The following is a 25,529-nucleotide window of genomic DNA, read 5'->3' on the forward strand; positions in this document are numbered from 1 at the left end:
CGTGCGTTCAGGCGGCCTCCGGGCCCCTGAACGTGCGCCGGTAGGCCTGCGGGGTGGTCCCCACGGCGCGTACGAAGTGGTGGCGCAGTGCCGCCGCGTTGCCGAATCCGGTCCGGGCCGCGATCGCGTCCACCGTCTCGTCCGTCGCCTCCAGCAGATGCTGGGCCAGGAGCACCCGCTGGCCAAGGATCCAGCGGTAGGGCGTGGTGCCGGTCTCCTGCTGGAAGCGGCGGGCGAAGGTGCGCGGGGACATATGAGCGCGGGCGGCGAGCTGCTCGACGGTGGTCTCCTCGTCGAGATGCCGCTCCATCCACACCAGTACCTCGGAGACGGTGTCGCCCTTGGACTGCGGCAGCGGGCGCTCGATGTACTGGGCCTGGCCGCCGTCGCGGTGCGGAGGCACCACCATGCGCCGGGCGATCTTGTTGGCGACCTCCGGGCCCTGCTCCTTGCGCACCAGGTGCAGACAGGCGTCGATGCCGGCGGCGGTGCCCGCGGAGGTGATGACGGGGTCCTCGTCGACGTAGAGCACATCCGGCTCGACGGTCAGATCGGGATATCGCCTGGTCAGCGCCTCCGCGTGCTTCCAGTGGGAGGTGACCCGCCGGCCGTCGAGCAGTCCGGCGGCGGCGAGTACGAAGACGCCGGAGCAGACGCTGAGTACCCGGGCGCCCCGGTCCACGCCCCGGCGCAGGGCGTCCAGCAGCTCGGGTGGGAACTCCCGGGACACGTAGGAGGCACCGGCGGGCACGGCGATGAGGTCCGCCGCCTCCAGGCGCTCCAGACCGTGCTCGACCTGGAGGGAGAAGCCCGTGTTGGTGCGCACCGCGGGACCGTCGGCCGAAACGACGGCGAAGTCGTAGACCGGCAGCCCGTCGTCGCTGCGGTCGATGCCGAAGACCTCGCAGACGACGCCGAGTTCGAAGGGGTTCACACCGTCGAGGAGGACGGCGGCCACGTTCTGGAGCATGACGCCAGTGTGCCCCGTCCTTGGCGGTAAATCGAGGGTGCGCGGCAGTCCTGCCACTGTTGGTAAGGAGCGTAGGGAAGAACACTGGTGTTCATGGATACGACGCAGATGGAAGCACTGATCGCGATGGTGGCCGTTCTCGGCCTGTTCGTCTTCATGACCCTCCCCGCGCTGATCGGCATCGCGCAGGACCGGCGGACCGATCGGCAGATCGAGCGGGCCGAGGCCACCCGCGCGGCAGCCGCACGCGATGCCGTGCCGGCCGCCGCCGGGCCCCGCGCCGTGCCGGCCGCCACCCGCCGGGCGCAGGGTGCCGCCTCGGCCCGCGCCGCGCGAGCGGCGTGAGGCGGCACCGGGGCACACCGGTTCCTAGAAGTCCTCGTCCAGGTCGACGGTGCCCTCCACGGCGACCTGGTACGCGGACGGACGCCGCTCGAAGAAGTTCGTCAGCTCCTGGACGCCCTGGAGCTCCATGAAGGAGAACGGGTTCTCCGAGCCGTACACCGGTGCGAAGCCCAGTCGCACCAGCCGCTGGTCCGCGACGCACTCCAGGTACTGCCGCATCGACTCGGTGTTCATGCCCGGCAGCCCGTCCCCGCACAGGTCACGTGCGAACTGCAGCTCCGCCTCGACCGCCTCGCGCAGCATGTCCGTGATCTGCTGCCCGAGTTGCTCGTCGAACAGCTCCGGCTCCTCCTTGCGCACGGTGTCGACCACGTCGAAGGCGAAGGACATGTGCATCGTCTCGTCGCGGAACACCCAGTTGGTGCCCGTCGCCAGACCGTGCAGCAGGCCCCGGCCACGGAACCAGTAGACGTAGGCGAAGGCCCCGTAGAAGAACAGGCCCTCGATGCACGCGGCGAAGCAGATCAGGTTCAGCAGGAAGCGGCGGCGGTCCGACCGCGTCTCCAGCCGGTCGATCTTCTCCACCGAGTCCATCCACCTGAAGCAGAACGCGGCCTTCTCCCGGATGGACGGGATGTTCTCCACGGCCGCGAAGGCCGCAGCCCGGTCGTCGGGGTCGGGCAGATAGGTGTCCAGCAGCGTCAGGTAGAACTGGACGTGCACGGCCTCCTCGAACAACTGTCGCGACAGGTACAGCCGCGCCTCCGGGGAGTTGATGTGCTTGTACAGCGTCAGCACCAGGTTGTTCGCCACGATGGAGTCACCGGTGGCGAAGAAGGCCACCAGCCGCCCGATGAGGTGCCGCTCCTTCGGGGTGAGCTTCGCCAGGTCGGCCACGTCCGAGTGGAGGTCCACCTCCTCCACGTGCCAGGTGTTCCTGATGGCGTCCCGGTAGCGCTCGTAGAAGTCGGGGTAGCGCATGGGGCGCAGCGTCAGCTCGAAGCCGGGGTCGAGCAGGTTCTTCGTGGTCATCACTGACAGGCCTCGCAGGACTCGGGGTTTTCCAGGGAGCAGGCGACGGCCTCGGGGGCCGGGCCCGCCTGCACGGGGACGGCGGTTCGGGCCGCGGCGCGGGCGATCCGGGTCGCCGGGCGGGACCGCAGGTAGTACGTGGTCTTCAGGCCCCGCTTCCAGGCATAGGCGTACATCGAGGAGAGCTTGCCGATGGTCGGCGTCTGAAGGAACAGGTTGAGCGACTGCGCCTGGTCCAGGAACGGGGTGCGGGCGGCAGCCATGTCGATCAGGCCGCGCTGCGGGATCTCCCACGCCGTGCGGTACAGCCGGCGCACCTCCTCGGGGATCCACGCGAAGTCCTGCACCGAGCCGCCCGCCTCGCGCAGTGCCTCACGGGTGCGCGCGTCCCACACGCCCAGTCGCTTGAGGTCGTCCACCAGGTACGAGTTGACCTGCAGGAACTCCCCGGACAGCGTCTCGCGCTTGAACAGGTTGGACACCTGCGGCTCAATGCACTCGTACACGCCCGCGATCGACGCGATGGTGGCGGTGGGCGCGATCGCCAGCAGCAGCGAGTTGCGCATCCCGGTGGCCGCGATCCGAGTCCGCAGCGCCGCCCAGCGCTCCGGCCAGGCGAGGTCCGTGTCGTAGTGGTCGTGGTGCAGCACGCCCCGGGCGGTGCGGGTCTTCTCCCAGGCCGGGAGCGGGCCGTCCCGCTCGGCGAGTTCGGCGGAGGTCTCGTACGCGGCGAGCATGATCCGCTCGGCGAGCTTCGTGGAGAGCGCCTTCGCCTCCGGGGAGTCGAAGGGCAGCCGCAGTGCGAAGAAGACGTCCTGCAGGCCCATGGCGCCGAGACCGACGGGGCGCCACCGGGCGTTGGAACGGCCCGCCTGTTCGGTCGGATAGAAGTTGATGTCGACGACCCGGTCGAGGAACGTCACAGCCGTACGCACCGTCTCGTCGAGGCGCTCCCAGTCGATGTCCCCGTGCGCCACGAAGGCACCCAGGCTGACCGACCCCAGGTTGCAGACCGCCGTCTCCCCGTCGTCGGTGACCTCAAGGATCTCCGTGCACAGGTTCGAGGAGTGAATGACGTGGCCCGGCTCGGCGGTCTGGTTGGCCGTGCGGTTGGCGGTGTCCTTGAAGGTCATCCAGCCGTTGCCCGTCTGCGCGAGGGTACGCATCATCCGGCCGTACAGCTCGCGCGCCGGGAGCGTCCTGCGCGCCAGACCCTTGGCCTCGGCGGCCCGGTACGCCGCGTCGAACTCCTCGCCCCACAGGTCGACCAGTTCCGGCACGTCCGCAGGGGAGAACAGAGACCACTGCGCGTCCGCGTCCACCCGGCGCATGAACTCGTCCGGCACCCAGTGCGCGAGATTCAGATTGTGCGTACGGCGGGCGTCCTCACCGGTGTTGTCACGCAGTTCCAGGAACTCCTCGATGTCCGAGTGCCAGGTCTCCAGGTAGACCGCCGCAGCGCCCTTGCGCCGCCCGCCCTGGTTCACGGCGGCGACCGAGGCGTCCAGCGTCTTCAGGAACGGGACGATGCCGTTGGAATGCCCGTTGGTGCCGCGGATCAGCGAACCCCGGGCGCGGATGCGGGAGTAGGCCAGGCCGATGCCGCCGGCGTGCTTGGAGAGCCGGGCGACCTGGTGGTAGCGGTCGTAGATCGAGTCCAGCTCGTCCCTGGGGGAGTCCAGGAGGTAGCAGGACGACATCTGGGGGTGCCGGGTGCCGGAGTTGAACAGCGTGGGGGAGGAAGGCAGATAGTCCAGGCGGCTCATCAGCCCGTACAGGGCGGCGACCTCGTCCACCGAGCGGGCGCCGTCGTCCGCGGCGAGACCGGCGGCGACCCGCAGCAGGAAGTGCTGGGGTGTCTCGACGACCTTGCGGGTGACCGGATGCCGCAGCAGGTAGCGGCTGTGCAGGGTGCGCAGACCGAAGTAGCCGAAGCGGTCGTCGGCACGGGTGTCGATGAGCGCGTCCAGGCGGGCGGAGTGCCGCCGGACGAACGCGGCGGTCCGGTCCGCGATCAGACCCTCGCGGTGCCCGGTCGCGACGGACCCGGTGAACGAGGTGACGTCCTGCGAGGCGGCCTCGGCGCGGATGCCGATGGTCAGCAGCCGGGCGGCGAGCCGGGAGTAGGCCGGGTCCTCGGAGATCAGCCCGGCCGCCGCCTCGGTGGCCAGGTCCCGAAGCTCCGACTCGTCGGCGGCCGCGGACCGGCCGCGCAGCGCGGCGGCGGCGACCCGGCCGGGGTCGGCGTCGGGCAGGTCGGCGGTCAGCTCGGTCAGGGTCCGCAGCAGCGCGGTACCGGGACCGTCGCTCACCCGGGTCACGTCGATCGCTGGAGCCGTATCGGCTGGCGCGATGGTCACGTGGGGCTCTCCCTCGCTCGGCACAGGGCCTCGACGAGGGCTGGGGGCAGCACACGAGCGCACAGGGCGTCGCGCGTCCACCGGCCCATTCCGCGAGGCCCGGACGTCCACGCACCCGGACCGGACGGCCGGGCGCGCTGTCGGCAGGTCCTCGGACTAGACCCCCTGCACACCTCAGCGTGGGCAGGGAGGGGTACACCGTTGCGGGACAGTTCCGGATTCGCACCGGATTCCCCTGCGGCGACAGCGAGCATGAGCATACATCTTGTGTCAGGCCCTGCTGGCAGCCCCATATGTTGTGTCGCGCTGCTCTCAGAGGGGCAACTCGTAGGTGATGAGCACGATGTCGTCCAGGTCCGGCAGCGGGTTCCAGTCGCGCTCGGGGGTGCGGGTGAAGCCGAGCCGTTCGTAAATGCGGTGGGCGGAGTACATGGTGCGCTGCGTCGACAGCACGATCCGCCGGCATCCTTCGGCCGCCCGCGCCCGGTCGACGCAGGCGCGCACCAGGGCCTCCCCGGCGCCCCGGCCCCGGCCCGCGCGCGCCACCGCAAGCATCCGCATCTCCGTCTCGCCCGGCCCCGCGATGTCGGCCATCGGACCGGGACCCGGCACGAAGGTCACCCCGCCCAGCACCGTCCCGTGCTCCTCGGCGACCAGCACCTCGGCGGCCGCCGCCCGCTTCGCCACGTCCCGGAGCTCACCGAGATAGCCGTCGCTCTCTCCGAAGTCCAGCAGGCCGTCCAGCAGATAGGCCTGCGCGGTGATCTCACCGAGCTCCGCGTACTCGCCGGGCCTCACCGGCCGGATCACGATGTCCATGCGGCGAGTGTGCCGTACGGGTAAGACAACGGGCCCCCGGATTCGCCGGCGGCCCGTCGCCCGGTGCGGCGGTGGCGTCAGTGGGCGCTGCCCGCCGTGGCCGGCGGGAGCTCCACCTTGACGCCGGCGTCGCCCGCGTCCGCCGTGTAGTCCTCCGGCTTGGTCTGGTCGATGCCCTCGGGCGCCTTGAGGGCCCGCATGACGAAGGTCAGGACGACCGTGACCACCACGTTGAGCACGAAGGCGGTGAGACCGATGTAGCCGATCTCGCCGATGCCCGGGATCTCCTTCGCGGACCCGCCGAAGTGCTTCTGCGTCGGCGAGGCCACCCCGTACGCGGCGACCGTGCCGTAGATCATGCCGACCGCCCAGCCGCCGATCAGTGCCCAGCGGTGGAACCAGCGGGTGAACAGGCCGCCCACCAGTGCCGGGAAGGTCTGCAGGATCCAGATGCCGCCGAGCAGCTGGAAGTTGATGGCGACGGTCTTGTCCATGGTCAGCACGAAGGCCAGCGCACCCACCTTCACCAGCAGGGACACGATCTTGGAAACCTGGGTTTCCTGTTTCGGCGTCGCGTCCGGCTTGAGGAAGTCCTTGTAGATGTTGCGGGTGAACAGGTTCGCCGCCGCGATCGACATGATCGCCGCCGGCACCAGCGCGCCGATGCCGATCGCCGCGAAGGCCACGCCCGCGAACCAGGCCGGGAACATGTTCTCGAACAGCTGCGGGATCGCCAGCTGGCCGTTGCTGACCTTGACCCCGGCCGCGATCGCCATGAAGCCGAGCAGCGCCAGCAGGCCCAGCATCAGCGAGTACAGGGGGAGGATCGTGGTGTTGCGGCGGATCACCTCACGGCTGCGCGAGGACAGCGTCGCCGTGATCGAGTGCGGGTACATGAACAGCGCGAGCGCCGAGCCCAGCGCCAGCGTGGCGTACGTCCACTGGCCCGCCTCACCCGGCACCAGTGAGCCGCGCGGCGCGCCCGTGGCCGGGTTGGTCTCGCTGTACGCCTCCCTCGCGGAGGCGAAGATCTCGTCGAAGCCGCCCAGCTTGACCGGGATGTAGATGATCGCCACCACGATCACGATGTAGATCAGCGCGTCCTTGACGAACGCGATCAGCGCGGGGGCCCGCAGACCCGACGAGTACGTGTACGCCGCGAGCACACCGAAGGCGATCAGCAGCGGCAGGTCCTTGATGAACCAGTTGGTGTCCTCGCCGCCACCAATGCCCATCACGTCCAGCACGGCCTGGATGCCGACCAGTTGCAGCGCGATGTACGGCATCGTCGCCAGTATGCCGGTGACCGCGACGGCCAGCGACAGCCCCTTGGAGCCGAACCGGCCGCGCACGAAGTCGGAGGTCGTCACATAGCCGTGCTTGTGCGACACCGACCACAGACGGGGCAGGAAGGTGAAGATCAGCGGGTACACCAGGATCGTGTACGGCACCGCGAAGAAGCCGGCCGCGCCCGCCGCGTAGATCGCCGCCGGTACGGCCACGAAGGTGTACGCGGTGTACAGGTCGCCGCCGAGCAGGAACCAGGTGACCCAGGTGCCGAAGGAACGCCCGCCCAGGCCCCACTCGTCGAGGCTGTGCTCGTTCTCGGCCTTGCGCCAGCGCGCGGCCATGAAGCCCATCGCCGTGACGAGCAGGAAGAAGAAGATGAAGACGGCGAGTGCCACGCCGTTGACGCCGTCGTTCACTGTGACGCACCGCCCTTCGAGGCCGAGCGGGCGCGCTGGTCACGCTGCCAGAGCTTGTAGGCGGTCATCGTCAGGACGGTGGAGATCAGCACCCACAGCATCTGGTACCAGTAGAAGAACGGAATGCCGATGACGACGGGGTCGGTCTTCGCGTACGAACCGACCCACAGCATGGCAACGAATGGTGCGACGAGACAGAGGGCGATGACGACGCGCATGGGCGTCACCACCGGCCCTCCTGCGGTTTCTCGGGTTTGTGTCATCAGACGGTTCCATTCCCTCACTGATCACCGGCGGTAATGCGCAGGGAAATCTAGGTCAGGGCGCGGCGCGGTCGTAACCCCTCGTCGGCACAGCGGTATTCAGGCGCGGCTCAACCGAGAGGCAACAGCAACGAAAACCTTGTCAACCACCCGGTTCGCCGGATTTGCCAACCGGTTCGAGCCGTTCAGGGGCGGTTCCGGGGCCGACCCGTGATCACTCGTAAGAGTGATGCCGCACCAGTCCCGGACGGGATGCCGGATCAGTCCTGGGGGCGCTTCAGGCGGGCGACGAACTTGTACCGGTCCCCCCGGTACACCGACCGCACCCACTCCACCGGCTGTCCGTCCCGGTCCCGCGAGTGCCGGGACAGCATCAGCATCGGCAGGCCGACATCGGTACCGAGCAGGCCGGCCTCGCGCGGGGTGGCCAGGGACGTCTCGATCGTCTCCTCGGCTTCCGCGAGATGGACGTCGTAGACCTCGGCGAGGGCCGTGTAGAGGGACGCGTACTTCGTCAGGCTGCGGCGCAGCGCGGGGAAGCGCTTGGCGCTCAGGTGGGTGGTCTCGATGGCCATCGGCTCGCCGTTGGCCATGCGCAGCCGCTCGATGCGCAGCACCCGTCCGCCGGCCGTGATGTCGAGGAGTCCGGCGAGCCGGTCGTCGGCGGTGATGTAGCCGAGGTCCAGCAGCTGCGAGGTGGGTTCCAGACCCTGGGCGCGCATGTCCTCGGTGTATGAGGTGAGCTGGAGCGCCTGCGAGACCTTGGGCTTGGCGACGAACGTGCCCTTGCCCTGGATGCGCTCCAGGCGCCCCTCGACCACCAGTTCCTGGAGCGCCTGGCGCACGGTGGTGCGCGAGGTGTCGAACTCCGCCGCCAGCGTGCGCTCGGGCGGGACCGGCGTACCGGGCGGGGCCGTCTCGGTCATGTCGAGCAGGTGTTTCTTCAGCCGGTAGTACTTGGGCACACGCGCCGTACGGACCGTAGTCCCACCCTCGTTCTCCGCACTGCTGACGTCGGTGCTCATGCTCTGCCTTCCCGGCTCCGGGTGCCGAAACGACCGACATCCCATCGGCCACGGCTGACATCGTGGCACGGCTCAGGGCGGGGGTGTGCCCCGCACGCTCCGTGATCCCCTTTGTATACCCCTGGGGCGAGGGCTGGTCCAGACCACGATCGCCGGTCAGATCCCCTGCCAGTCCGGCTTGTTCGCGTAGGTGTGGCGGAAGTAGTCGGCGAGCTTCAGCTTGGAGGCGGCGGCCTCGTCGACGACCACCGTGGCGTGCGGGTGGAGTTGGAGCGCGGACGCCGGGCACACCGCCGCGACCGGGCCCTCGACGGTCGCCGCGACCGCGTCCGCCTTGCCCTCGCCGGTGGCCAGCAGGACCAGGTGCCGGGCCTCCAGGATGGTGCCGATGCCCTGGGTGATGACGTGGTGCGGGACCTGGTCGATGTCGCCGTCGAAGAAGCGCGCGTTGTCGACCCGCGTCTGCTCGGTGAGGGTCTTGATCCTGGTGCGCGAGGCGAGCGAGGAGCACGGCTCGTTGAATCCGATGTGCCCGTCCGTCCCGATCCCGAGGAGCTGGAGGTCCACGCCGCCGGCCTCGGCCAGCTCTCTGTCGTACGCCTCGCACGCGCCCTGGACGTCCTCGGCCGCGCCGTCGGGGCCCATGAAGGCGTCCATCCCGATCCCGAGCGGCTGCAGGACCTGGCGCCGGAGCACCGAACGGTAGGACTCGGGGTGGTCGGCGGGCAGTCCCACGTACTCGTCGAGCTGGGCGATCCGTACCCGGGAGGTGTCCACGGTGCGTGCGCCCGCCCGGGCCGCCAGGGCCTGGTAGACGGGCAGCGGCGTCGAGCCGGTGGCGACGCCCAGCAGGGCGTCGGGCTTGCGCCGCAGGAGTTCCGCCATGGCCCCGGCGATGAGCTCGCCGCCCGCCTTGGCGTCCGCAACGATGACAACTTCCACGGTGGGCCTGCCGATCTTCAGGAGCACTCGACTGGGACGGGTCCCGACGCGCGGGACCATGTGGTTTAGACCAATCTCAATCTAGCAGAGAGGCGCGCTCCCTCCCCGGGCGGAACCTGTGCGACCGGAGCCGTCCCCCACATTGCCACGGTCGTCCGGCCCCGGGGGGAAGCCCTACGGGTTAGGCTGCATGGCGGATGCCCGTGTGTCCGGGCGGACGAGCGCATGGCAGCAAAGAACGGCGTTCCGTGCATTTACAGACACAGTGGTCTAGTCCACAATGCGTAGCGGAACACAGTAAGCCTGCCTTCCCCGCACAGGAAGGCGGACCGAGGATCCGGAGCTCTCTGCCCTGACTGCCCCGTTTCCTCATCCTTCGGCCGACCGGGACCGCACACCCCACGGCCGGAATTGCTCCGGGCTGCGGTGCCGGGAGGGCTGAGGGTCCCTCTCAGGCGCCGCGGCCCGCGGGTGTTCCCCGGGGGGCACAGGCTCCCGGGTACGCTCGCTGACGTGCCCTCCATGAACGAACTCGTACGCCAGCACACCGCCCTCGACGACACCGACCTCGAGTGGCTGCACCTGCTGGTCTCGGAGTGGCAGCTGCTCTCCGACCTCTCCTTCGCCGACCTGGTCCTGTGGGTCCCCACCCGCGACGGCACCCGCTATGTCTCCGTCGCCCAGATGCGGCCCAACACCGGCCCGACCTCGTACCAGGACGACATGGTGGGCCACCTCGTCCCGCGCGGCCGCCGGCCCATGCTGGACGCGGCCCTGGACGAGGGCCGGATCGTGCGCGAGGGGGACCCGGAGTGGCGTGAGGAGGTCCCCGTACGGGTCGAGTCCATCCCCGTGCGTCGTGAGGGGCGCGTCCTCGGAGTGATCGCGCGCAACACCAACCTGCTCACCGTGCGTACCCCCAGCCGGCTGGAGCTCACCTACCTCCAGAGCGCCTCCGACCTCGCGCAGATGATCGCGGCCGGCAGCTTCCCGTTCGCGAACCAGCAGCTCGAGATGGACGCCTCGCCGCGCGTCGGCGACGGGCTGATCCGGCTGGATGCCGACGGCATCGTCCAGTACGCCTCCCCGAACGCCCTGTCCGCCTACCACCGCATGGGTCTCGCCGCCGACCTGGTGGGTCATCACCTCGGCCGGACCACCGCCGAACTGGCCCCCACCCGGGGGCCGGTGGACGAGGCGCTGGCCAAGGTCGCCAGTGGCTGGGCGCCGCGCGAGTTCGAGATCGAGGCGCACGACGGGGTGATCCAGTTCCGGGCGATCCCGCTCAAGCCGAAGGGCATCCGCATCGGCTCGCTGGTCCTGCTCCGTGACGTCACCGAACTGCGCCGCCGAGAAAGGGAGTTGATTACCAAGGACGCGACCATCCGGGAAATCCACCACCGGGTGAAGAACAACCTCCAGACGGTGGCGGCGCTGCTGCGGCTCCAGGCCCGCCGCATTGGTTCCGAGCGCGGCCGCGCGGCGCTGGAGGAGGCCGTGCGCCGGGTGGGTTCCATCGCGATCGTCCACGAGACGCTGTCCCAGAACCTGGACGAGCGTGTGGAGTTCGACGAGATCGCCGACCGTGTCCTCGCGATGGTCGCCGAGATCTCCCCGGGCAAGGTCACCGGGCGGCGCTCGGGCCGCTTCGGAATACTCGACGCCGAGGTCGCGACCCCGCTGTCGATGGCGCTGACCGAGATCCTGCAGAACGCCCTGGAACACGGCTTCGGTGAGGGCGACACCGGCACCGTCGAGGTGTCCGCGGTCCGCGGCGGCACCTCGAAGGAGGCCCGTCTGCTGGTCACCGTGCAGGACGACGGCGTGGGCCTGCCGGAGGGCTTCGACCCGCACACCGCGGGCAACCTGGGCCTGCAGATCGTACGGACGCTGGTGGAGGGCGAGTTGGGCGGCGCCTTCGACATGGTGCCGGCCCCGCAGCGGGGGACCAGGGTGATCCTGGACATCCCGGTGCAGTCGGACAAGTAGCGGCGCACGGTCCTCGGTCCGGGGATGCGCCCGGACACAGCAAAAGGCCCCGGACCAGGGAAGTGGTCCGGGGCTGATGCTCGTTCCTCGGTGTTCCCCCGCTCGAGTTGGTTCGAGTCCTCGGGGAACTGTGCGCTGCGGCTCGGGGGCGGGAGATGCGTGTACGCCGTCTACAGAGTGATCCGGTCGAGCACACGCGCCGCCAAGCTCAGGCTGTCAGCAGGGGGTGTCAGGCGGAGGCCTGACGGGCCCGGTTGCGGGCGGCGCGGCGCTTCATTGCACGACGCTCGTCCTCGCTGAGACCACCCCAGACGCCGGAGTCCTGACCGGACTCGAGCGCCCACTGAAGGCAGCTCTCGATCACCGGGCAACGACGGCAGACGGCCTTGGCTTCCTCGATCTGCAGCAGCGCGGGACCGGTGTTGCCGATGGGGAAGAAGAGCTCGGGGTCTTCCTCGCGGCAAACGGCGTTGTGACGCCAGTCCATGGCTGCTACCTCTCCTTGGTATAACTGCAAGTGCTTGTGAATGTGAACGCTTTCACGAATCCCTCAACAAGGGAAGGGCCGAACGCCAGGTTCCCTGGCGTGGTCCTTGGGTTTGTAGAGGGGTTCCGGTGATCTGTGGAGGCCGGTGTTGCGGGCCGTCCCGATCGCCATGAAGAGACTCGCAAACCTCGGCGGCGGATACAACCCCTTCCGAAAAGTTTTTTTTGATTCTTCGGTGTCGACTAGGTCACAGCCGTACTTCCATGGGGTGGATGCTGGCCTAAACGTTCGAGTGAAAGGACTTTGGCCCTTTCTGCTCACACAATCACACGCAGTGCACGGCGTACGCCTGTGAACGTCACGCTGGTTCGCAGCCCCAGGTGGTCACCGTCCATCTGAAGGGGCAGCGGGACCTTCGAATGCAAGGTGAAGCGTGTCAGATCGTGCCGGGAGACCACGTGCTTGCCCCGAGGGCCGCGCTGCGGGGACGAAGTGAGCAACTGCGTGCCATACCGGGCAACCGCGGTGGTGGACATCCGGCTCAGGCCGAAGATATCGAGCCCTGTATCGAACGAGGCCTTAGGCGACGCGTAGATCGGGCGATTGCCGAGAAACGTCCACGGCGAGGTGTTCGAAACTATGGACAGCGCCAAATCGGTGACCGGCTCGTCACCCGGATGCTCCAGTGTGATCACCCCGCGCCGGCGGTGCGGATCTCCGAGAAGTTGACGGACGACCTGACGCATGTACAGCGCGTGAGTGGACTTCCTGCCGCGCTCCCGCTGCTGCTCCACCCGGCCGACCACACCCGCGTCGAAGCCCAGTCCCGCGTTGAAGGTGAACCAGCGGGCCGGCACGGCCTCGTCCTCCGAGTCCGGCGTGCCCGAGGTCAGGCCCAGGCCCACGGTGCGCTCACGGCCCTCGCGCAGTGCGTCCAGCAGGACGCCGGTGGCCTCCACGGGCTGGTTGGGCAGCCCCAGGGCGCGGGCGAAGACATTGGTGGAGCCGCCGGGGACCACGGCGAGGCCGGGCAGATGCTCCGGATCGGGTCCCGCGTGGAGCAGGCCGTTGACGACCTCGTTGACCGTGCCGTCCCCGCCGAGGGCGACCACCAGGTCGATGTCGTCGCTCTCCGCGGCCTGCCGGCCCAGGTCGCGCCCGTGCCCGCGGTACTCGGTGGTGACCGCCTCCAGCTTCATCTCGCTGGCGAGCGCGTGGATCAGTACATCGCGCGTGCGCGCACTGGTGGTGGTAGCCGCCGGATTGACCACGAGAAGTGCACGCATGACGTGCAGGGTACCTACTGAGTGGTACCGGGCCCAGACCGAGGCCGGATCACAGGGGGAGACGGAAGCCGGATCACAGGGGGCGGGGCCGGATGGCAGGGGTGAACCGGGCCGTGAACCTCGCCACGGAAGGGGCGGACGACGAGGGCTACCCTGCAGGGGTGAGCAGTGAGCAGACCCCCACCATCGCCCCGGACGGCACCGGGCCGCGCCCGCGCCGTCTGACGTACGCCGCGGCGCTGGCCGCCCTGGAAGGGCTCGCGCTGGTGGCCATCGGCGTGGGGATGGCGGTCCTCGCCCTCACCGGTGAACCGGACGACCGTCAGCAGGCCGTCACCGGCGGAGTGACGCTGATCGTGCTCGCGCTGCTCCCGCTGATCGCTGCGCGAGGGCTGTTCGCGCGGCGGAGCTGGAGCCGGGGCCCCGCCGTCATCACGCAGATCATCGCGCTGCCGGTGGCCTACAATCTGCTGCGGTCCGACAGTGTGGCCATTCCCGCCGGGATCGTGCTCGCCCTCGTGGCGGTCACCGCGCTCGTGCTGCTGATCAACCCCGAGACGACCCGGGCCCTCGGTATCCGGGGGCCCGGGAACACCGAGACGTAGCGTCCCGGAGACCGCACCGGGTCACTCCTCCACGAGCAGCTTCTCCCGTAGCTGAGCCAGGGTGCGGGCGAGCAGCCGGGAGACGTGCATCTGGGAGATGCCGACCTCCTGCGCGATCTGCGACTGCGTCATGTTGCCGAAGAAGCGCAGCAGAAGGATCCGCTTCTCGCGCGGAGGCAGATCCTCCAGCAGCGGTTTGAGCGACTCCCGGTACTCCACGCCCTCCAGCGCCTCGTCCTCGGCGCCGAGGGTGTCGGCCACCGCCGGGGACTCGTCGTCGGTGTCGGGAACGTCCAGGGACAGCGTGGAGTACGCGTTGGCGGACTCCAGGCCCTCCAGGACCTCCTCCTCGGAGATGGCCAGCTTCTCGGCCAGCTCGTGCACCGTGGGGGAGCGGCCGTGCAACTGGGACAGCTCCGCCGTGGCCGTGGTGAGCGCCAGCCGCAGTTCCTGGAGCCGGCGCGGTACCCGCACCGCCCAGCCCTTGTCGCGGAAGTGCCGCTTGATCTCGCCGACGACCGTCGGAGTGGCGTACGTCGAGAACTCCACCCCCCGGTCCGGGTCGAAACGGTCGACGGACTTGATCAGCCCGATGGTGGCGACCTGGGTGAGGTCGTCCAGCGGCTCGCCGCGGTTGCGGAAGCGGCGCGCGAGATGCTCGACGAGCGGCAGGTGCATGCGCACCAGCCGGTTGCGCAGCTCCGCGTACTCCGGAGTGCCGTCCTGCAGTGTGCGCAGCTCGAGGAACAGGGCGCGCGCCCCACTGCGGTCCTGCGGGTCGTGGTGCGCGTGCGCGCCGTGGGTGGCCGGTGCGCCCGGTGCGCCCGGTGTGCTCCGCGCGCCCTGGGAGTCGGACGCGCGCGGCGCCTGGTCCTCGGCGTGTCGCTCGTGCTCGCTCATCGTCCCGCCCGTCGCCCTTCCCCGAGCGCTCGCCTCGTCCCCCGTCGCGGGTCTCGCCCGCGCGGGGGCGCCCGCAGGCGCGGGACCGGCCTCGGCCGGCCCGGCCGCAGGCGTGCTCCGCACGGCACCGCCGGGCTGCCCGCCGTCCGGGGAGACGCTCGCCGTGGAGTCGTCCTCCGGATGCGGCCGGGCCTGCTCGGGGATGCCGTCGATGCCGTCCGGCACGCGCTCGGCCGGCAGCTCCCGTGTGCCGCGTTCTTCGTCCCGCACCGGCCCGTCCTCGCTCCTCACGCCGGCCCGGGTCCCGCGCCGCGCTGTTTGTAGAGGCTGATCGAAACGGTCTTGTCCTCGTCCACGGCCGACGACACCTTGCCCGCGAGCGCGGACAGAACGGTCCAGGCGAAGGTGTCCCGCGAAGGGGCGTGACCGTCCGTGGTCGGCGCCGAGACGGTCACCTCGAGCGAGTCGTCGACGAGCCGGAAGACGCAGCTGAGCACCGACCCCGGCACGGCCTGCTGGAGCAGGATCGCGCAGGCCTCGTCGACCGCGATGCGCAGGTCCTCGATCTCGTCGAGGGTGAAGTCCAAACGGGCCGCGAGGCCGGCCGTGGCCGTACGCAGCACCGACAGGTAGGCCCCCGCGGCCGGCAGCCGGACTTCCACGAAGTCCTGGGTCGCGGGCTCGCCTGCGATCTGGGACACCCTCACCTCCAAGGTGGTACAAGCGTTTCAGGGCTGGTTCGCCCCCGGGTAACGCGCTACGTGGTTCAGCGGTGACGCTATCGCGCCCTCAGCGGTCCCGTCCCCGGGACCCCGACCCATTGCTGTCACTCATAGTAAAACTACGGATACGCTCCGTGGCTAGGGGTCTGCGGCTCCCAAATGGAAAGAGCGCGCGCCGGATTGACGTACCCAGACGTCAGACGGTCGAACCGTCCGTCGCCGTGGTCACATCCGGTCACAGCAGTACGTGGTCGACGAAGCACCAGCGCCAGTCCTCACCGGGTTCGTGTGTCCGCATCACCGGGTGTCCGGTTCTGACGTGGTGTTCCGTGGCATGCCGGTTCGGCGAGGAGTCGCAGCACCCGACGTGACCGCAGGTGAGGCAGAGACGCAGTTGCACCGGGTCGGTGCCGTCCCGCAGGCACTCCGGGCAGGTCTCGCCGAGCGGGGCGGGTTCCGGGTTCGGCAGCGCGTCGGCGTGCGTGCACTGTTTCATGATTGCCACATTACGACGCGTGCGCGAGCGACCGCGCCGGAAACGAGGGTGGGCGGGACATGGATGTGATGCCTCTGCTGTTACTGGTGGCGGGTAGTGCCGCGATCGCCGCGGCAGCCCGGCGCACCCCGCTGCCGGCGCCGCTGCTGCTGGTCACGGCCGGCCTGGCGGTCAGCTACCTCCCCGGGGTGCCCCAGTACACGCTCGACCCGCACATCGTGCTGCCGCTCATCCTGCCCCCGCTGCTGTACACGGCGGCCACCGAGAGCTCCTACCTCGATCTGCGGGCGCAGGTACGGCCGGTGGCGCTGCTGTCGGTGGGATACGTGCTGTTCGCGACCCTCGCCGTCGGCTGGGTCCTGTATCTGCTCGTGCCCGCCCTGCCCCTGACCGCGGCCCTGGTGTTCGGCGCCGTGGTGGCACCGCCGGACGCGGTCGCGGCCTCGGCGGTGGCACGCCGGGTCGGCCTGCCCTCGCGCATCACCACGATCCTCCAGGGCGAGTCCCTGCTGAACGACGCCACCGCGATCACCGCGTTCCGGGTGGCCCTGGCGGCGGCGGTGGGTGAGGGCGCGACCTGGGCCGGGGGAATCGGGGAGTTCCTGCTCGCGGCGGTCGGCGGGGTGGCGTTCGGCCTGGTGCTGATGGTCCCGCTGCACTGGCTGCGCACCCATGTGAAGGAAGCGCTGCTGCAGAACACGCTTTCCCTGCTCATCCCGTTCATCGCGTACGCCGCCGCCGAGCAGGTGCACGCCTCCGGCGTCATCGCCGTCGTGGTCGTCGCCCTCTACCTGGGGCACCGCGCGGCGGAGGTCGATTTCGCCACCCGGCTCCAGGAAGAGGCGGTGTGGAAGATGGTCGCGTTCATCCTGGAGTCCGCGGTGTTCGCCCTCATCGGACTGCAACTGCCCGTCGTCCTCAGAGGGCTCGATGAGCACGAGGGCCTCGACTCCGCCTGGTACGCGCTGGTCGTCTTCGTCGTGGTCGTCGCCGTACGGTTCCTCTGGGTCTACCCGGCCACCTGGCTGCCGCAGATGCTGTCGGCGAGGATCCGGGAACGTGAGGGCAGACCCGGCTGGAAGGGCCCGTTCGTCGTCGCATGGGCCGGAATGAGAGGCGTGGTCTCCCTGGCCATCGCCTTCTCGATCCCGATCACCGCCGAGAACGAGGACTTCCCGCACCGCAACCTGCTGCTCTTCCTGACCTTCACCACCGTCATCGGCACCCTGGTCGTCCAGGGTCTGACCCTGCCCCCGCTGATCCGCGTGCTGAAGCTTCCCGGGCGGGACACGCAGGCCGAGACTCTCGCGGAGGCCAACGCCCAGGCGCAGGCCTCCAGGAGCGCCGAGCAGCGCCTCGAGGAACTCCTCTCCGACGAGCGCAACGCCCTGCCGGAACCGCTCGCCGACCGGCTGCGCAGCGTCCTGGAACGCCGCCGTAACGCAGTCTGGGAGCGGCTCGGACAGGTCAACCCCGTCACCGGGGAGTCGGTGGACGACACCTACCGACGACTGTCACGGGAGATGATCAGCGCGGAGCGCGCGGTGTTCGTCGGACTGCGCGACGGCCGGTACATCGACGACGAGATGCTGCGGACCCTGCTGCGCCGACTGGACCTGGAGGAGGCAGCGGCCCACCGCGAGACGGCCTGACGGCGCTGTCCGGCGGACCGAGCCGGAGGAAGCCGCCGGACCGGCCCGCTAGCCGTGCTGCTCCGGAAAGGGGCGCCCCGTGATCACCGCGGCGACCCTGCTCCCGCGCGGGAACGCGTTCTCCTCCGCCAGGGCGACAAGGGCGTAAAGCAACTTGGCGACATAGACACGCTCCACCGGAACGCCGTGGCGGTGTTCGAAGTCCTCGGCGAACGTCTCGAGTTCCGGCGTGGTCCGCGCGTAGCCACCGAAGTGGAAACGGTCGTCCAGGCTCCAGTCGCCGCGCGGGCCGCCGAACGCTCCCTCCTGCAGGTTCCGTATTCCGTCGGTCAGGAAGCCGCCCTTGAGTACGGGTACGCCCAGCACGCGCGTTCCGCCGGCCCCGGCGGCCAGGCCCGCGAGGGTGCCGCCGGTACCGCAGGCCACCGCGACCACGTCCGCGTGGCCGGCCAGTTCCTCACCGAGCGCCCGGCAGCCGCGCACGGCGGTGGAGTTGCTGCCGCCCTCGGGCACGACGTACGCGTCCTCGGCGTCCGCCGCGCGCAGCACGGCCGCGAGGGTCCGCGGCTCGGTCTTGCGGCGGTACGCCGAGCGGTCGACGAAGTGCAGCCGCATACCGTCGGCCGCGCACCGGGCCAGCGACGGGTTGAGCGGCCGGCCGGCGAGTTCCTGGCCGCGCACCACGCCGACCGTGGGCAGGCCGAGGAGCCGGCCTGCTGCGGCGGTGGCCCGCAGATGGTTGGAGTACGCGCCGCCGAAGGTGAGCACGCTCCGCCCGGCCGCCTTGTCGAGGTTCGGCGCGAGTTTGCGCCACTTGTTGCCGACCAGCTCAGGATGGATCAGATCGTCCCGCTTCAGCAGCAACCGGACCCCGCGCCGCTCGAACCGTCCGTCCACGACCTCCCGCAGTGGCGAGGGCAGCCGCGGACGCAGGCCCGGGAGGACGCCGGAGGCGGGGGCGTCGGAGCTGGTCACCGTGCCATTGTCGCCCAGGGCGCCGTGCCTCACTTCAGCCGGTCGCCGATCCGCTTCCTCATCGACGTCATCGTGAATCCGCGCGGGTCCACCTTTCCCGGCTGCCACTCCCGGTGCCCGATGACCGACCGCTCGTTCCAGCCGTGGTGGCGGCACACCGCGGCCGCGGCCTTCTCGATCGACTCGAGCTGCGCCGCCGGCCAGGGGTCCTCGCCGTCACCCAGGTTCTCGCACTCGAAGCCGTAGAAGTGGCGGTTGCCGTCGGTGTTCGCCTCGTTGTCGGCCGGCAGCCGCTTCTCGGCGATCACCGCGCGCAGTACGTCGTCGTCGCCGAGCCCCGCGTGGTTGGCCCGGCCGTAGCCGACGAGGTGGACCCGGCCGTCCTTGGTGATGACGCCGTGACACAGCGGCCCCGGCAGGCCCGAGTAGCCCTTGCGGCACAGCTCCACGGTCCTGGCGCTGCCTTTGGTGACCGTGTGGTGGATCATCACGCCGTGCACCGGGCCCCATGGGCCCTTGTGGTTGCGGTTGTGGTCGCGCCAGTCGCCGACCTCGACGACCGTGAGCCCTTCCGCCTTGAGAGCGCGCAGGAACGCGCTTGCGGACATGGGTGGGGCCATGACCGCCCTCCTTCGTGCCGGACGGCGGTCGCCGTCCGCGGCCGCCTGGTACAGGGCCTATACCTAAAAGGAGCGAGTTCAACTACTCGTTCGGGTCCTGTGCGAGCCGATCCGGACATCTCGTTCCGCTACCGCGCCGTGGAGCAGGCGCCCATGTGTGCCCAGCCCTCCCAAGATCCAACCCCGCTCGATCGGGTAATGGCGCGGACACGTTGCGTGAGGGAGGCTTGATCACGCAGAGCGACGTCCGGCACGACCGGGCGTTGATCACTATGGGGGAGGGCAATTCTCTATGTCGGTAGGCGAAGACGTCCGCACGGAACAGGCCAGGCAGCAGCAGAGCCTCGGTACGGCCGCAGCGCGGAACCTGGCCACCACGACCAAGTCCGTGCCGCAGATGCAGGAGATCAGCTCACGCTGGCTGCTGCGCATGCTGCCCTGGGTCGATGTGCAGGGCGGTACGTACCGGGTCAACCGCCGACTGACGTATGCCGTCGGTGATGGCCGGATGACGTTCGTGAAGACCGGCGACCGCGTCGAGATCATCCCGGCGGAGCTGGGCGAACTGCCGGTGCTGAGGTCGTACGAGGACGAGGAGGTGCTGACCGAGCTGGCCTCCCGCTGCCGGCAGCGGGAGGTCGGAGCCGGCCAGGTGATCGCCTCCTTCGGCAGCCCGGCGGACGAGGTGTACCTGCTGGCACACGGCAGGGTGGAGCGGGTCGGCACCGGACCCTACGGCCAGGACGAGTCGCTCGGGGTCCTCGCCGACGGCGCGTACTTCGGCGAGCAGGCCCTGCTGGGTGAGGGTGCCATCTGGGAGTACTCGGCCCGCACCCTCACCGCCTGCACCGTGCTGGTGCTGCCGCGTGAGGCGGTCGAGCAGGTCGCCGAGCGGTCGGACACCCTGCGTGAGCACCTCCGCCGGCGGGTCACGCTCCCCGGGCAGCGCACCAACACGTACGGCGAGAAGGAGATCGACCTCGCGGCCGGGCACAGCGGGGAGCCGGACATCCCGCACACCTTCGTCGACTACGAGGCCAGGCCGCGCGAGTACGAACTCAGCGTCGCCCAGACCGTGCTGCGCATCCACTCCCGCGTGGCCGACCTCTACAACCAGCCCATGAACCAGACGGAACAGCAGCTCCGGCTGACCGTCGAGGCGCTCAGGGAACGCCAGGAGCACGAACTCGTCAACAACCGCGATTTCGGGCTGCTGCACAACTGCGAGTACGACCAGCGGATCCAGCCGCACGACGGGGTGCCGGGCCCCGACGACCTGGACGAGCTGCTCAGCAGGCGGCGCGGGACCAGGCTGCTGCTCGCCCATCCGCGTGCGATCGCCGCGATCGGCCGTGAGCTCAACCATCGGGGGCTCGTCCCGGAGACCATCGACATGGGCGGCAACCGCATCCCCACCTGGCGGGGGGTGCCCATCTACCCGTGCAACAAGATCCCGGTGACCGAGGCCCGCACCACCTCCGTCATCGCCCTGCGCACCGGGGAGGAGGACCAGGGCGTCATCGGTCTGCGGGCCGCAGGCGTCCCCGACGAGATCGAGCCGAGCCTGTCCGTGCGGTTCATGGGCATCAACGAACAGGCCATCATCAAGTACCTGGTCACGGCCTACTACTCGGCCGCAGTCCTGGTACCGGACGCGCTCGGCGTCCTGGAGAACGTCGAGATCGGCCGCTGGCGGTGATCCTCGGTGAGCTCCCGCGCCGGATGCCGTGTCCCCGCCCGCCCGGGCGGGTACACCTCGGAGGTACGTGCTCGACGCATGCGGACGTGCCATCCCTTTGCTCCTCCACCGAGCCGGTCCCAGGGGGAAGTCGATGACGGAGTCCATCACGGAGCCGCAGCCGGGGCGAACGACGGAGCGCATGACCGAGAACCCCACGATGCCGGAACAGCGCACCGCGGACGGGCACGAGGCGACGATGCTGCTGGAGCGGGCGCGGGCCGCGGTCGACCCGGTGCTGCGAACCACCCTCGGGTCGCTGCCCGCGTCGCTGCGCCGGATCGCGCTCTACCACTTCGGCTGGGAACACGCGGACGGCACCCCGGCCCGGGGAGGTTCGGGCAAGGCGATCCGCCCGGCGATGGTGCTCGCCGCGGCCTCCGCCGTGGGCGGCCCCACGGCCCGGGCGGCGGTCGTACGGGCGGCGGCGGCCGTGGAACTGGTCCACAACTTCACGCTGCTGCACGACGATGTGATGGACCGGGACACCACACGCCGGCACCGGCCCACCGCCTGGACGGTGTTCGGGGACGCCGACGCGATCCTCGTGGGGGACGCCCTCCAGGCGCTCGCCCTGCGGCTGCTCGCCGAGGACCCCCACCCGGCGGCCCGTGCCGCGTCGGTCCGGCTCGCGGACTGCGTGGTGGAGCTGTGCGCCGGACAACACGCGGACACGGACATGGAGCGGCGCGCCTCCGGAGAGGTCACCCTCGCCGAGACGCTCGCCATGGCCGAGGCCAAGACCGGCGCGCTGCTCGGCTGCGCCTGCGCGATCGGGGCGCTGTACGCGGACGCCGGGGACGCGGAGGTGGCGGCCCTGGACGCGTTCGGCCGGGAAGCGGGGCTGGCGTTCCAGCTGATCGACGACGTGATCGGCATATGGGGTGATCCCCGCCGTACCGGCAAGCCGGCCGGTGCGGACCTGGCCGCCCGCAAGAAGTCCCTGCCGGTGGTGGCCGCGCTCACCTCCGGCACCCCGGCGGCCGCGGAACTCGCCGTGGTGTACGCGACTCCGCACCAGAAGGAGGATCTGGAACACATCACCCTGGCCGTGGAACGTGCGGGCGGCCGGGACTGGGCGCAGACCCAGGCGGCCGACCGGATGGGCCGGGCGATGCAGGAAGTGGCCCGCGCGGTGCCCGACCCGGAGGCCGCGGGCGGGCTGCTGGCCCTGGCCGAGTTCGTGACGCGGCGCAGTACCTGACGGCTCGCCGGCCGTCCCCGTGTCGCCGGAACCCCTCGATGCCGTGCGACTGCTGACGTCGCGCGGCACCGTGGCACCGGCCCGGCGGGTCCCGCACTTCCCCACGATGTGCGGGGCCCGCCCTCTCGGCCACCGTCCCCCGTTAGGCTCAACGTCCGTACGGGCAAGCACGGTTGGGACGAAGGGGCGGACATGGGCGTGGCGATCCGGACGGCTGGGGACGTGGACCGGGAGCTGATAGTCCGGCTCCTGGACGAGGCGTTCCAGGACGACCCGGTCAGCGGCTGGGTCTTCCCCGGCCAGGAGTACCGCCGTACGACGCACCACAGGCTCATGGCGGCCTTCACCGACATCGTCCTCGCCGACGGGCGTGTCGACATCACCGAGGACGGCTCGGCCTGCGCCCTGTGGATGTCCGTGCCCGCGGACGACCCCGGCCCCGGTGGCGCTCACGCCTCGGAGCGGCCGGACGACGACGGCTTCGCGCAGATGCGGCGGGCCGTCGACCCCCACAACGAGCGCGTGGAGTTGATCGGCCGGCTCACGGCGGACATCCACCCCTCCGGCCGGGCCCATGAGTACCTGTGGATGATCGGCGTCGTCCCCGGCCGCCAGGGTGAAGGACTGGGCACCGCCCTGATCGGCTCCGTCCTCGACCGCTGCGACCGGGAGGGACGGGCGGCGTACCTGGAGGCGAGCAGCGGGCGCAGCCGACTGCTGTACGAACGCCTCGGCTTCGAGGCAGGTGCGCCGCTGGCCCTCCCCGACGGCCCGTACATGTGGCCGATGTGGCGCGAACCCCGCGTCCCGGCCACCGGCGCGCGGGCCGGCCTGGAGGGCTGAATTGCCTGTGTCACCCCGTCCGGTGCCGCGGGCGGATGCGTGGTCCCCGCGGTCCCGGAAGGGACGTTCGGCCCTGGCCGCCGACGCCCGCGAGGGCTTCACTGGTTTGCGGGCAGCGCCTGCCGACCGTCCCGAGCGATCCGGCGGGCGTCGGACGACGAGGCGGCGGGAGCGCGATGAAAGTGGCGGCGGGCGACGACCGCGCGGCGGGCGGGGACATCGCGGTGGTGGGACACGCCGACCTGACCCCGGACACGCTTCTGCTGGTGGAATCGGAGTTGCGGTCCCGACTGGCACGGCACCCGGCCCGCGGTATGGCCATGGTGCGTACGGGCGCGGGAACTCCCCTGGCATCCGGCCGCGCCGCCCGGGCATCGGGGTGCCCGCTGGCCGTGGTGCTTCCCACGCGGGCCGGGGTGCCGGCCATGCCGCCCCAGCGCGACCGGATGGCGACCGGTGAACTGCTCACCCTCGCCGACCAGGTGCGCCTGCTGACCTATGACCCGATGGACCGCGACTCCTGTATCGGCGCGGACGAGCGTCTCGTCGCCGCCGGTGGCCTCCTGCTGGCCGTCTGGGACGGCTCCGCATCCAACGGCCGCGACGCCACTGCCCACCTGGTCACCTATGCCCGCGCGCGAGGCGTCCCCGTGGAGATCGTGTGGCCCGCGGGCGCCGCCCGGGGAGCGGTGCCCACCACCGGCTCACAGGGCTGACCAGGGACCATTGGTCCCCGCACAGGGACCCTTGCAGGGACCTTTCGCCCCATGCGCACCTCCCTCACCGCCGCCGATCATGGGCGCGCGAAACAGCTGGGGAGGAACACATCCGGTGGATGAGATACGCATGGAGCACGTGAGGACCGCGGAGGACGACCCGACGCGTCCGGTGCCGCACACGGCGACCGCGGCACACAGGGAGATCGCCGCGGGGGCACCCGTGAGGCGCCGGGCCGCGTGGGTGGACTGGCTGACGACCACCGACCACAAGAAGATCGGCACGCTGTACCTGGTCAGCGCGTTCGTGTTCTTCATCGTCGGCGGGGTCATGGCGCTGATGATGCGCGCGGAGCTGGCCCGGCCCGGCATGCAGATCATGTCGAACGAGCAGTTCAACCAGGCGTTCACCATGCATGGCTCGATCATGCTGCTGATGTTCGCGATGCCGCTGTTCACCGGCTTCGCGAACTGGATCATGCCGCTGCAGATCGGCGCGCCCGACGTGGCCTTCCCCCGGCTGAACATGCTGGCCTTCTGGCTGTTCCTGTTCGGCTCCACGATCGCCGCAGCCGGCTTCCTCACCCCGGGAGGTGCCGCCGACTTCGGCTGGTTCCTGTACGCCCCGCTGTCCAACGAGGTCTACTCACCGGGCATCGGCGCCGACCTGTGGATCATGGGCGTGGCCCTCTCCGGCTTCGGGTCGATCCTGGGTGCGGTCAACTTCATCACCACGATCATCTGCATGCGGGCACCCGGTATGACGATGTTCCGCATGCCGATCTTCACCTGGAACGTGCTGCTGACGGCGCTGCTCGTGCTGATCGTGTTCCCGGTGCTGGCGGCGGCGCTTTTCGCTCTGGAGTGCGACCGCACGTTCGGCAGCCACATCTTCGACTCGGCCAACGGCGGGGCGCTGCTGTGGCAGCACCTGTTCTGGTTCTTCGGCCATCCCGAGGTGTACATCCTGGCGCTGCCGTTCTTCGGCATCGTCTCCGAGGTGATCCCGGTCTTCGCCCGCAAGCCGATGTTCGGTTACATGGGCCTGATCGGCGCGACCATCGCCATCGCCGGCCTCTCGGTGACCGTATGGGCGCACCACATGTACGTCACCGGCGGTGTGCTGCTGCCGTTCTTCTCCTTCATGACGATGCTGATCGCCGTGCCGACGGGCGTGAAGTTCTTCAACTGGATCGGCACGATGTGGAAGGGCTCGCTGAGTTTCGAGACGCCGATGCTGTGGACGGTGGGCTTCCTGATCACGTTCCTCTTCGGCGGACTGACCGGCGTCCTTCTGGCCTCGCCCCCGCTGGATTTCCACGTCTCGGACACGTACTTCGTCGTCGCGCACTTCCACTACACCGTCTTCGGCACGGTCGTGTACGCGATGTTCGCCGGCTTCCACTTCTGGTGGCCGAAGTTCACCGGCAAGATGCTCGACGAGCGCCTCGGCAAGATCACCTTCTGGACCCTCACGGCCGGTTTCCACCTGACGTTCCTCATCCAGCACTGGCTGGGTGTCGAGGGCATGCCGCGCCGTTACGCCGACTACCTCGCGGCCGACGGCTTCACCGTCCTCAACACCCTGTCCTCGATCGGGTCGTTCCTGCTGGGCCTGTCGATCCTGCCGTTCTTCTACAACGTCTGGAAGACGGCCAAGTACGGCAAGCCGGTCGGCGTCGACGACCCGTGGGGCTACGGCCGCTCCCTGGAGTGGGCGACCTCCTGCCCGCCCCCGCGGCACAACTTCCTCGCCCTGCCACGGATCCGCAGTGAGTCCCCGGCGTTCGATCTGCACCACCCGGAGATCGCCGCGCTCGAAACGGAGCGGTGA

General features: G+C 70.1%; 24 protein-coding genes and 1 riboswitch. Of the genes, 9 read left to right on the forward strand and 15 right to left on the reverse strand.

Translation table 11 applies throughout. The features are described from left to right. Positions 1-7: 7 nt before the first annotated feature. Positions 8-970, reverse strand: coding sequence for a GlxA family transcriptional regulator (locus ACZ5C2_RS23270; RefSeq protein ID WP_468794099.1), 963 nt, complete (start codon positions 968-970; stop codon positions 8-10). 93 nt (positions 971-1,063) lie between these two features. Between ACZ5C2_RS23270 and ACZ5C2_RS23275 the strand changes: the two genes are divergently transcribed. Further along, positions 1,064-1,315, forward strand: coding sequence for a hypothetical protein (locus ACZ5C2_RS23275; protein WP_468794101.1), 252 nt, complete (start codon positions 1,064-1,066; stop codon positions 1,313-1,315). 24 nt (positions 1,316-1,339) lie between these two features. Here ACZ5C2_RS23275 and ACZ5C2_RS23280 read toward each other — a convergent pair whose 3' ends face one another. The 7 genes from ACZ5C2_RS23280 to nagB all read right to left on the reverse strand — a co-directional run bounded on the left by ACZ5C2_RS23280 (position 1,340) and on the right by nagB (position 9,462). Next, the gene (locus ACZ5C2_RS23280; protein ID WP_468794103.1) at positions 1,340-2,347 is read right to left on the reverse strand and encodes a ribonucleotide-diphosphate reductase subunit beta; all 1,008 of its coding nucleotides are present in this window, start codon (positions 2,345-2,347) and stop codon (positions 1,340-1,342) included. Then, positions 2,347-4,707, reverse strand: coding sequence for a ribonucleoside-diphosphate reductase subunit alpha (locus ACZ5C2_RS23285; protein ID WP_468794106.1), 2,361 nt, complete (start codon positions 4,705-4,707; stop codon positions 2,347-2,349). The genes ACZ5C2_RS23280 and ACZ5C2_RS23285 overlap by 1 nt, the downstream gene beginning before the upstream one ends. 125 nt (positions 4,708-4,832) lie before the next feature. After that, positions 4,833-4,967, reverse strand: a riboswitch (cobalamin riboswitch). 52 nt (positions 4,968-5,019) lie between these two features. Beyond that, positions 5,020-5,526 carry a GNAT family N-acetyltransferase gene (locus ACZ5C2_RS23290; RefSeq protein ID WP_468794109.1) on the reverse strand — a complete coding sequence of 169 codons (507 nt, stop codon included), beginning with the start codon at positions 5,524-5,526 and terminating at the stop codon, positions 5,020-5,022. Positions 5,527-5,603: 77 nt separating this feature from the next. Further along, positions 5,604-7,232, reverse strand: coding sequence for a monocarboxylate uptake permease MctP (mctP, locus tag ACZ5C2_RS23295; protein WP_468794112.1), 1,629 nt, complete (start codon positions 7,230-7,232; stop codon positions 5,604-5,606). Continuing rightward, the gene (locus ACZ5C2_RS23300; RefSeq protein WP_468794313.1) at positions 7,229-7,450 is read right to left on the reverse strand and encodes a DUF3311 domain-containing protein; all 222 of its coding nucleotides are present in this window, start codon (positions 7,448-7,450) and stop codon (positions 7,229-7,231) included. The genes mctP and ACZ5C2_RS23300 overlap by 4 nt, the downstream gene beginning before the upstream one ends. A 305-nt stretch (positions 7,451-7,755) precedes the next feature. Further along, positions 7,756-8,520: a GntR family transcriptional regulator gene (locus ACZ5C2_RS23305; protein ID WP_468794115.1), complete on the reverse strand. Its 765-nt coding sequence runs from the start codon at positions 8,518-8,520 to the stop codon at positions 7,756-7,758. A gap of 156 nt (positions 8,521-8,676) precedes the next feature. Beyond that, entirely contained in the window at positions 8,677-9,462 is a 786-nt protein-coding gene (gene nagB, locus ACZ5C2_RS23310) for a glucosamine-6-phosphate deaminase (protein ID WP_468794315.1), read from the reverse strand. Between the two features lie 513 nt (positions 9,463-9,975). Here nagB and ACZ5C2_RS23315 point away from each other — a divergent pair. Beyond that, positions 9,976-11,451, forward strand: a complete 1,476-nt coding sequence (locus ACZ5C2_RS23315) for a histidine kinase N-terminal domain-containing protein (protein ID WP_468794118.1) — start codon at positions 9,976-9,978, stop codon at positions 11,449-11,451. A 229-nt stretch (positions 11,452-11,680) separates the two neighbouring features. Here ACZ5C2_RS23315 and ACZ5C2_RS23320 read toward each other — a convergent pair whose 3' ends face one another. Together ACZ5C2_RS23320 and ACZ5C2_RS23325 are read right to left on the reverse strand one after the other, a co-directional pair. After that, on the reverse strand, positions 11,681-11,938 hold the full coding sequence (locus tag ACZ5C2_RS23320) for a WhiB family transcriptional regulator (RefSeq protein WP_030219886.1): 258 nt from the start codon (positions 11,936-11,938) through the stop codon (positions 11,681-11,683). A gap of 317 nt (positions 11,939-12,255) precedes the next feature. Continuing rightward, positions 12,256-13,224, reverse strand: a complete 969-nt coding sequence (locus tag ACZ5C2_RS23325; protein ID WP_468794121.1) for a diacylglycerol/lipid kinase family protein — start codon at positions 13,222-13,224, stop codon at positions 12,256-12,258. A 161-nt stretch (positions 13,225-13,385) separates the two neighbouring features. Here ACZ5C2_RS23325 and ACZ5C2_RS23330 point away from each other — a divergent pair, with 161 nt between their 5' ends. After that, positions 13,386-13,829: a hypothetical protein gene (locus ACZ5C2_RS23330; protein ID WP_468794124.1), complete on the forward strand. Its 444-nt coding sequence runs from the start codon at positions 13,386-13,388 to the stop codon at positions 13,827-13,829. A gap of 21 nt (positions 13,830-13,850) precedes the next feature. Here the strand turns inward: ACZ5C2_RS23330 and ACZ5C2_RS23335 are convergent, their stop codons facing one another. From ACZ5C2_RS23335 to ACZ5C2_RS23345, 3 genes are all read right to left on the reverse strand, one after another. Next, complete coding sequence (locus ACZ5C2_RS23335) at positions 13,851-14,999, reverse strand: RNA polymerase sigma factor SigF (protein ID WP_468794127.1); 1,149 nt, start codon at positions 14,997-14,999, stop codon at positions 13,851-13,853. 17 nt (positions 15,000-15,016) lie between these two features. Continuing rightward, positions 15,017-15,430, reverse strand: a complete 414-nt coding sequence (locus ACZ5C2_RS23340) for an ATP-binding protein (RefSeq protein WP_004925829.1) — start codon at positions 15,428-15,430, stop codon at positions 15,017-15,019. 256 nt (positions 15,431-15,686) lie between these two features. Then, complete coding sequence (locus tag ACZ5C2_RS23345) at positions 15,687-15,947, reverse strand: UBP-type zinc finger domain-containing protein (RefSeq protein ID WP_468794129.1); 261 nt, start codon at positions 15,945-15,947, stop codon at positions 15,687-15,689. A 59-nt stretch (positions 15,948-16,006) separates the two neighbouring features. On the opposite strand from ACZ5C2_RS23345, the gene ACZ5C2_RS23350 reads away from it, so the two are divergent. Beyond that, entirely contained in the window at positions 16,007-17,599 is a 1,593-nt protein-coding gene (locus ACZ5C2_RS23350; RefSeq protein WP_468794132.1) for a Na+/H+ antiporter, read from the forward strand. Between the two features lie 48 nt (positions 17,600-17,647). Here ACZ5C2_RS23350 and ACZ5C2_RS23355 read toward each other — a convergent pair whose 3' ends face one another. After that, positions 17,648-18,574, reverse strand: coding sequence for a 1-aminocyclopropane-1-carboxylate deaminase/D-cysteine desulfhydrase (locus ACZ5C2_RS23355; RefSeq protein ID WP_468794135.1), 927 nt, complete (start codon positions 18,572-18,574; stop codon positions 17,648-17,650). Between the two features lie 29 nt (positions 18,575-18,603). Then, positions 18,604-19,194, reverse strand: coding sequence for an N-acetylmuramoyl-L-alanine amidase (locus ACZ5C2_RS23360; protein WP_468794137.1), 591 nt, complete (start codon positions 19,192-19,194; stop codon positions 18,604-18,606). Between the two features lie 292 nt (positions 19,195-19,486). On the opposite strand from ACZ5C2_RS23360, the gene ACZ5C2_RS23365 reads away from it, so the two are divergent. From ACZ5C2_RS23365 to ctaD, 5 genes are all read left to right on the forward strand, one after another. Then, positions 19,487-20,893 carry a family 2B encapsulin nanocompartment shell protein gene (locus ACZ5C2_RS23365; RefSeq protein ID WP_468794140.1) on the forward strand — a complete coding sequence of 469 codons (1,407 nt, stop codon included), beginning with the start codon at positions 19,487-19,489 and terminating at the stop codon, positions 20,891-20,893. A 181-nt stretch (positions 20,894-21,074) separates the two neighbouring features. After that, positions 21,075-22,136, forward strand: a complete 1,062-nt coding sequence (locus ACZ5C2_RS23370) for a family 2 encapsulin nanocompartment cargo protein polyprenyl transferase (protein ID WP_468794143.1) — start codon at positions 21,075-21,077, stop codon at positions 22,134-22,136. A 192-nt stretch (positions 22,137-22,328) separates the two neighbouring features. Next, positions 22,329-22,979 (forward strand): GNAT family N-acetyltransferase, encoded by a 651-nt coding sequence (locus ACZ5C2_RS23375; protein ID WP_468794146.1) that lies wholly within the window; start codon positions 22,329-22,331, stop codon positions 22,977-22,979. A 176-nt stretch (positions 22,980-23,155) separates the two neighbouring features. Then, complete coding sequence (locus ACZ5C2_RS23380; protein WP_468794149.1) at positions 23,156-23,695, forward strand: hypothetical protein; 540 nt, start codon at positions 23,156-23,158, stop codon at positions 23,693-23,695. A 130-nt stretch (positions 23,696-23,825) separates the two neighbouring features. Next, on the forward strand, positions 23,826-25,529 hold the full coding sequence (gene ctaD / locus ACZ5C2_RS23385; protein ID WP_468794152.1) for an aa3-type cytochrome oxidase subunit I: 1,704 nt from the start codon (positions 23,826-23,828) through the stop codon (positions 25,527-25,529).

It is taken from the genome of Streptomyces sp. NPDC031365, from assembly GCF_055569765.1.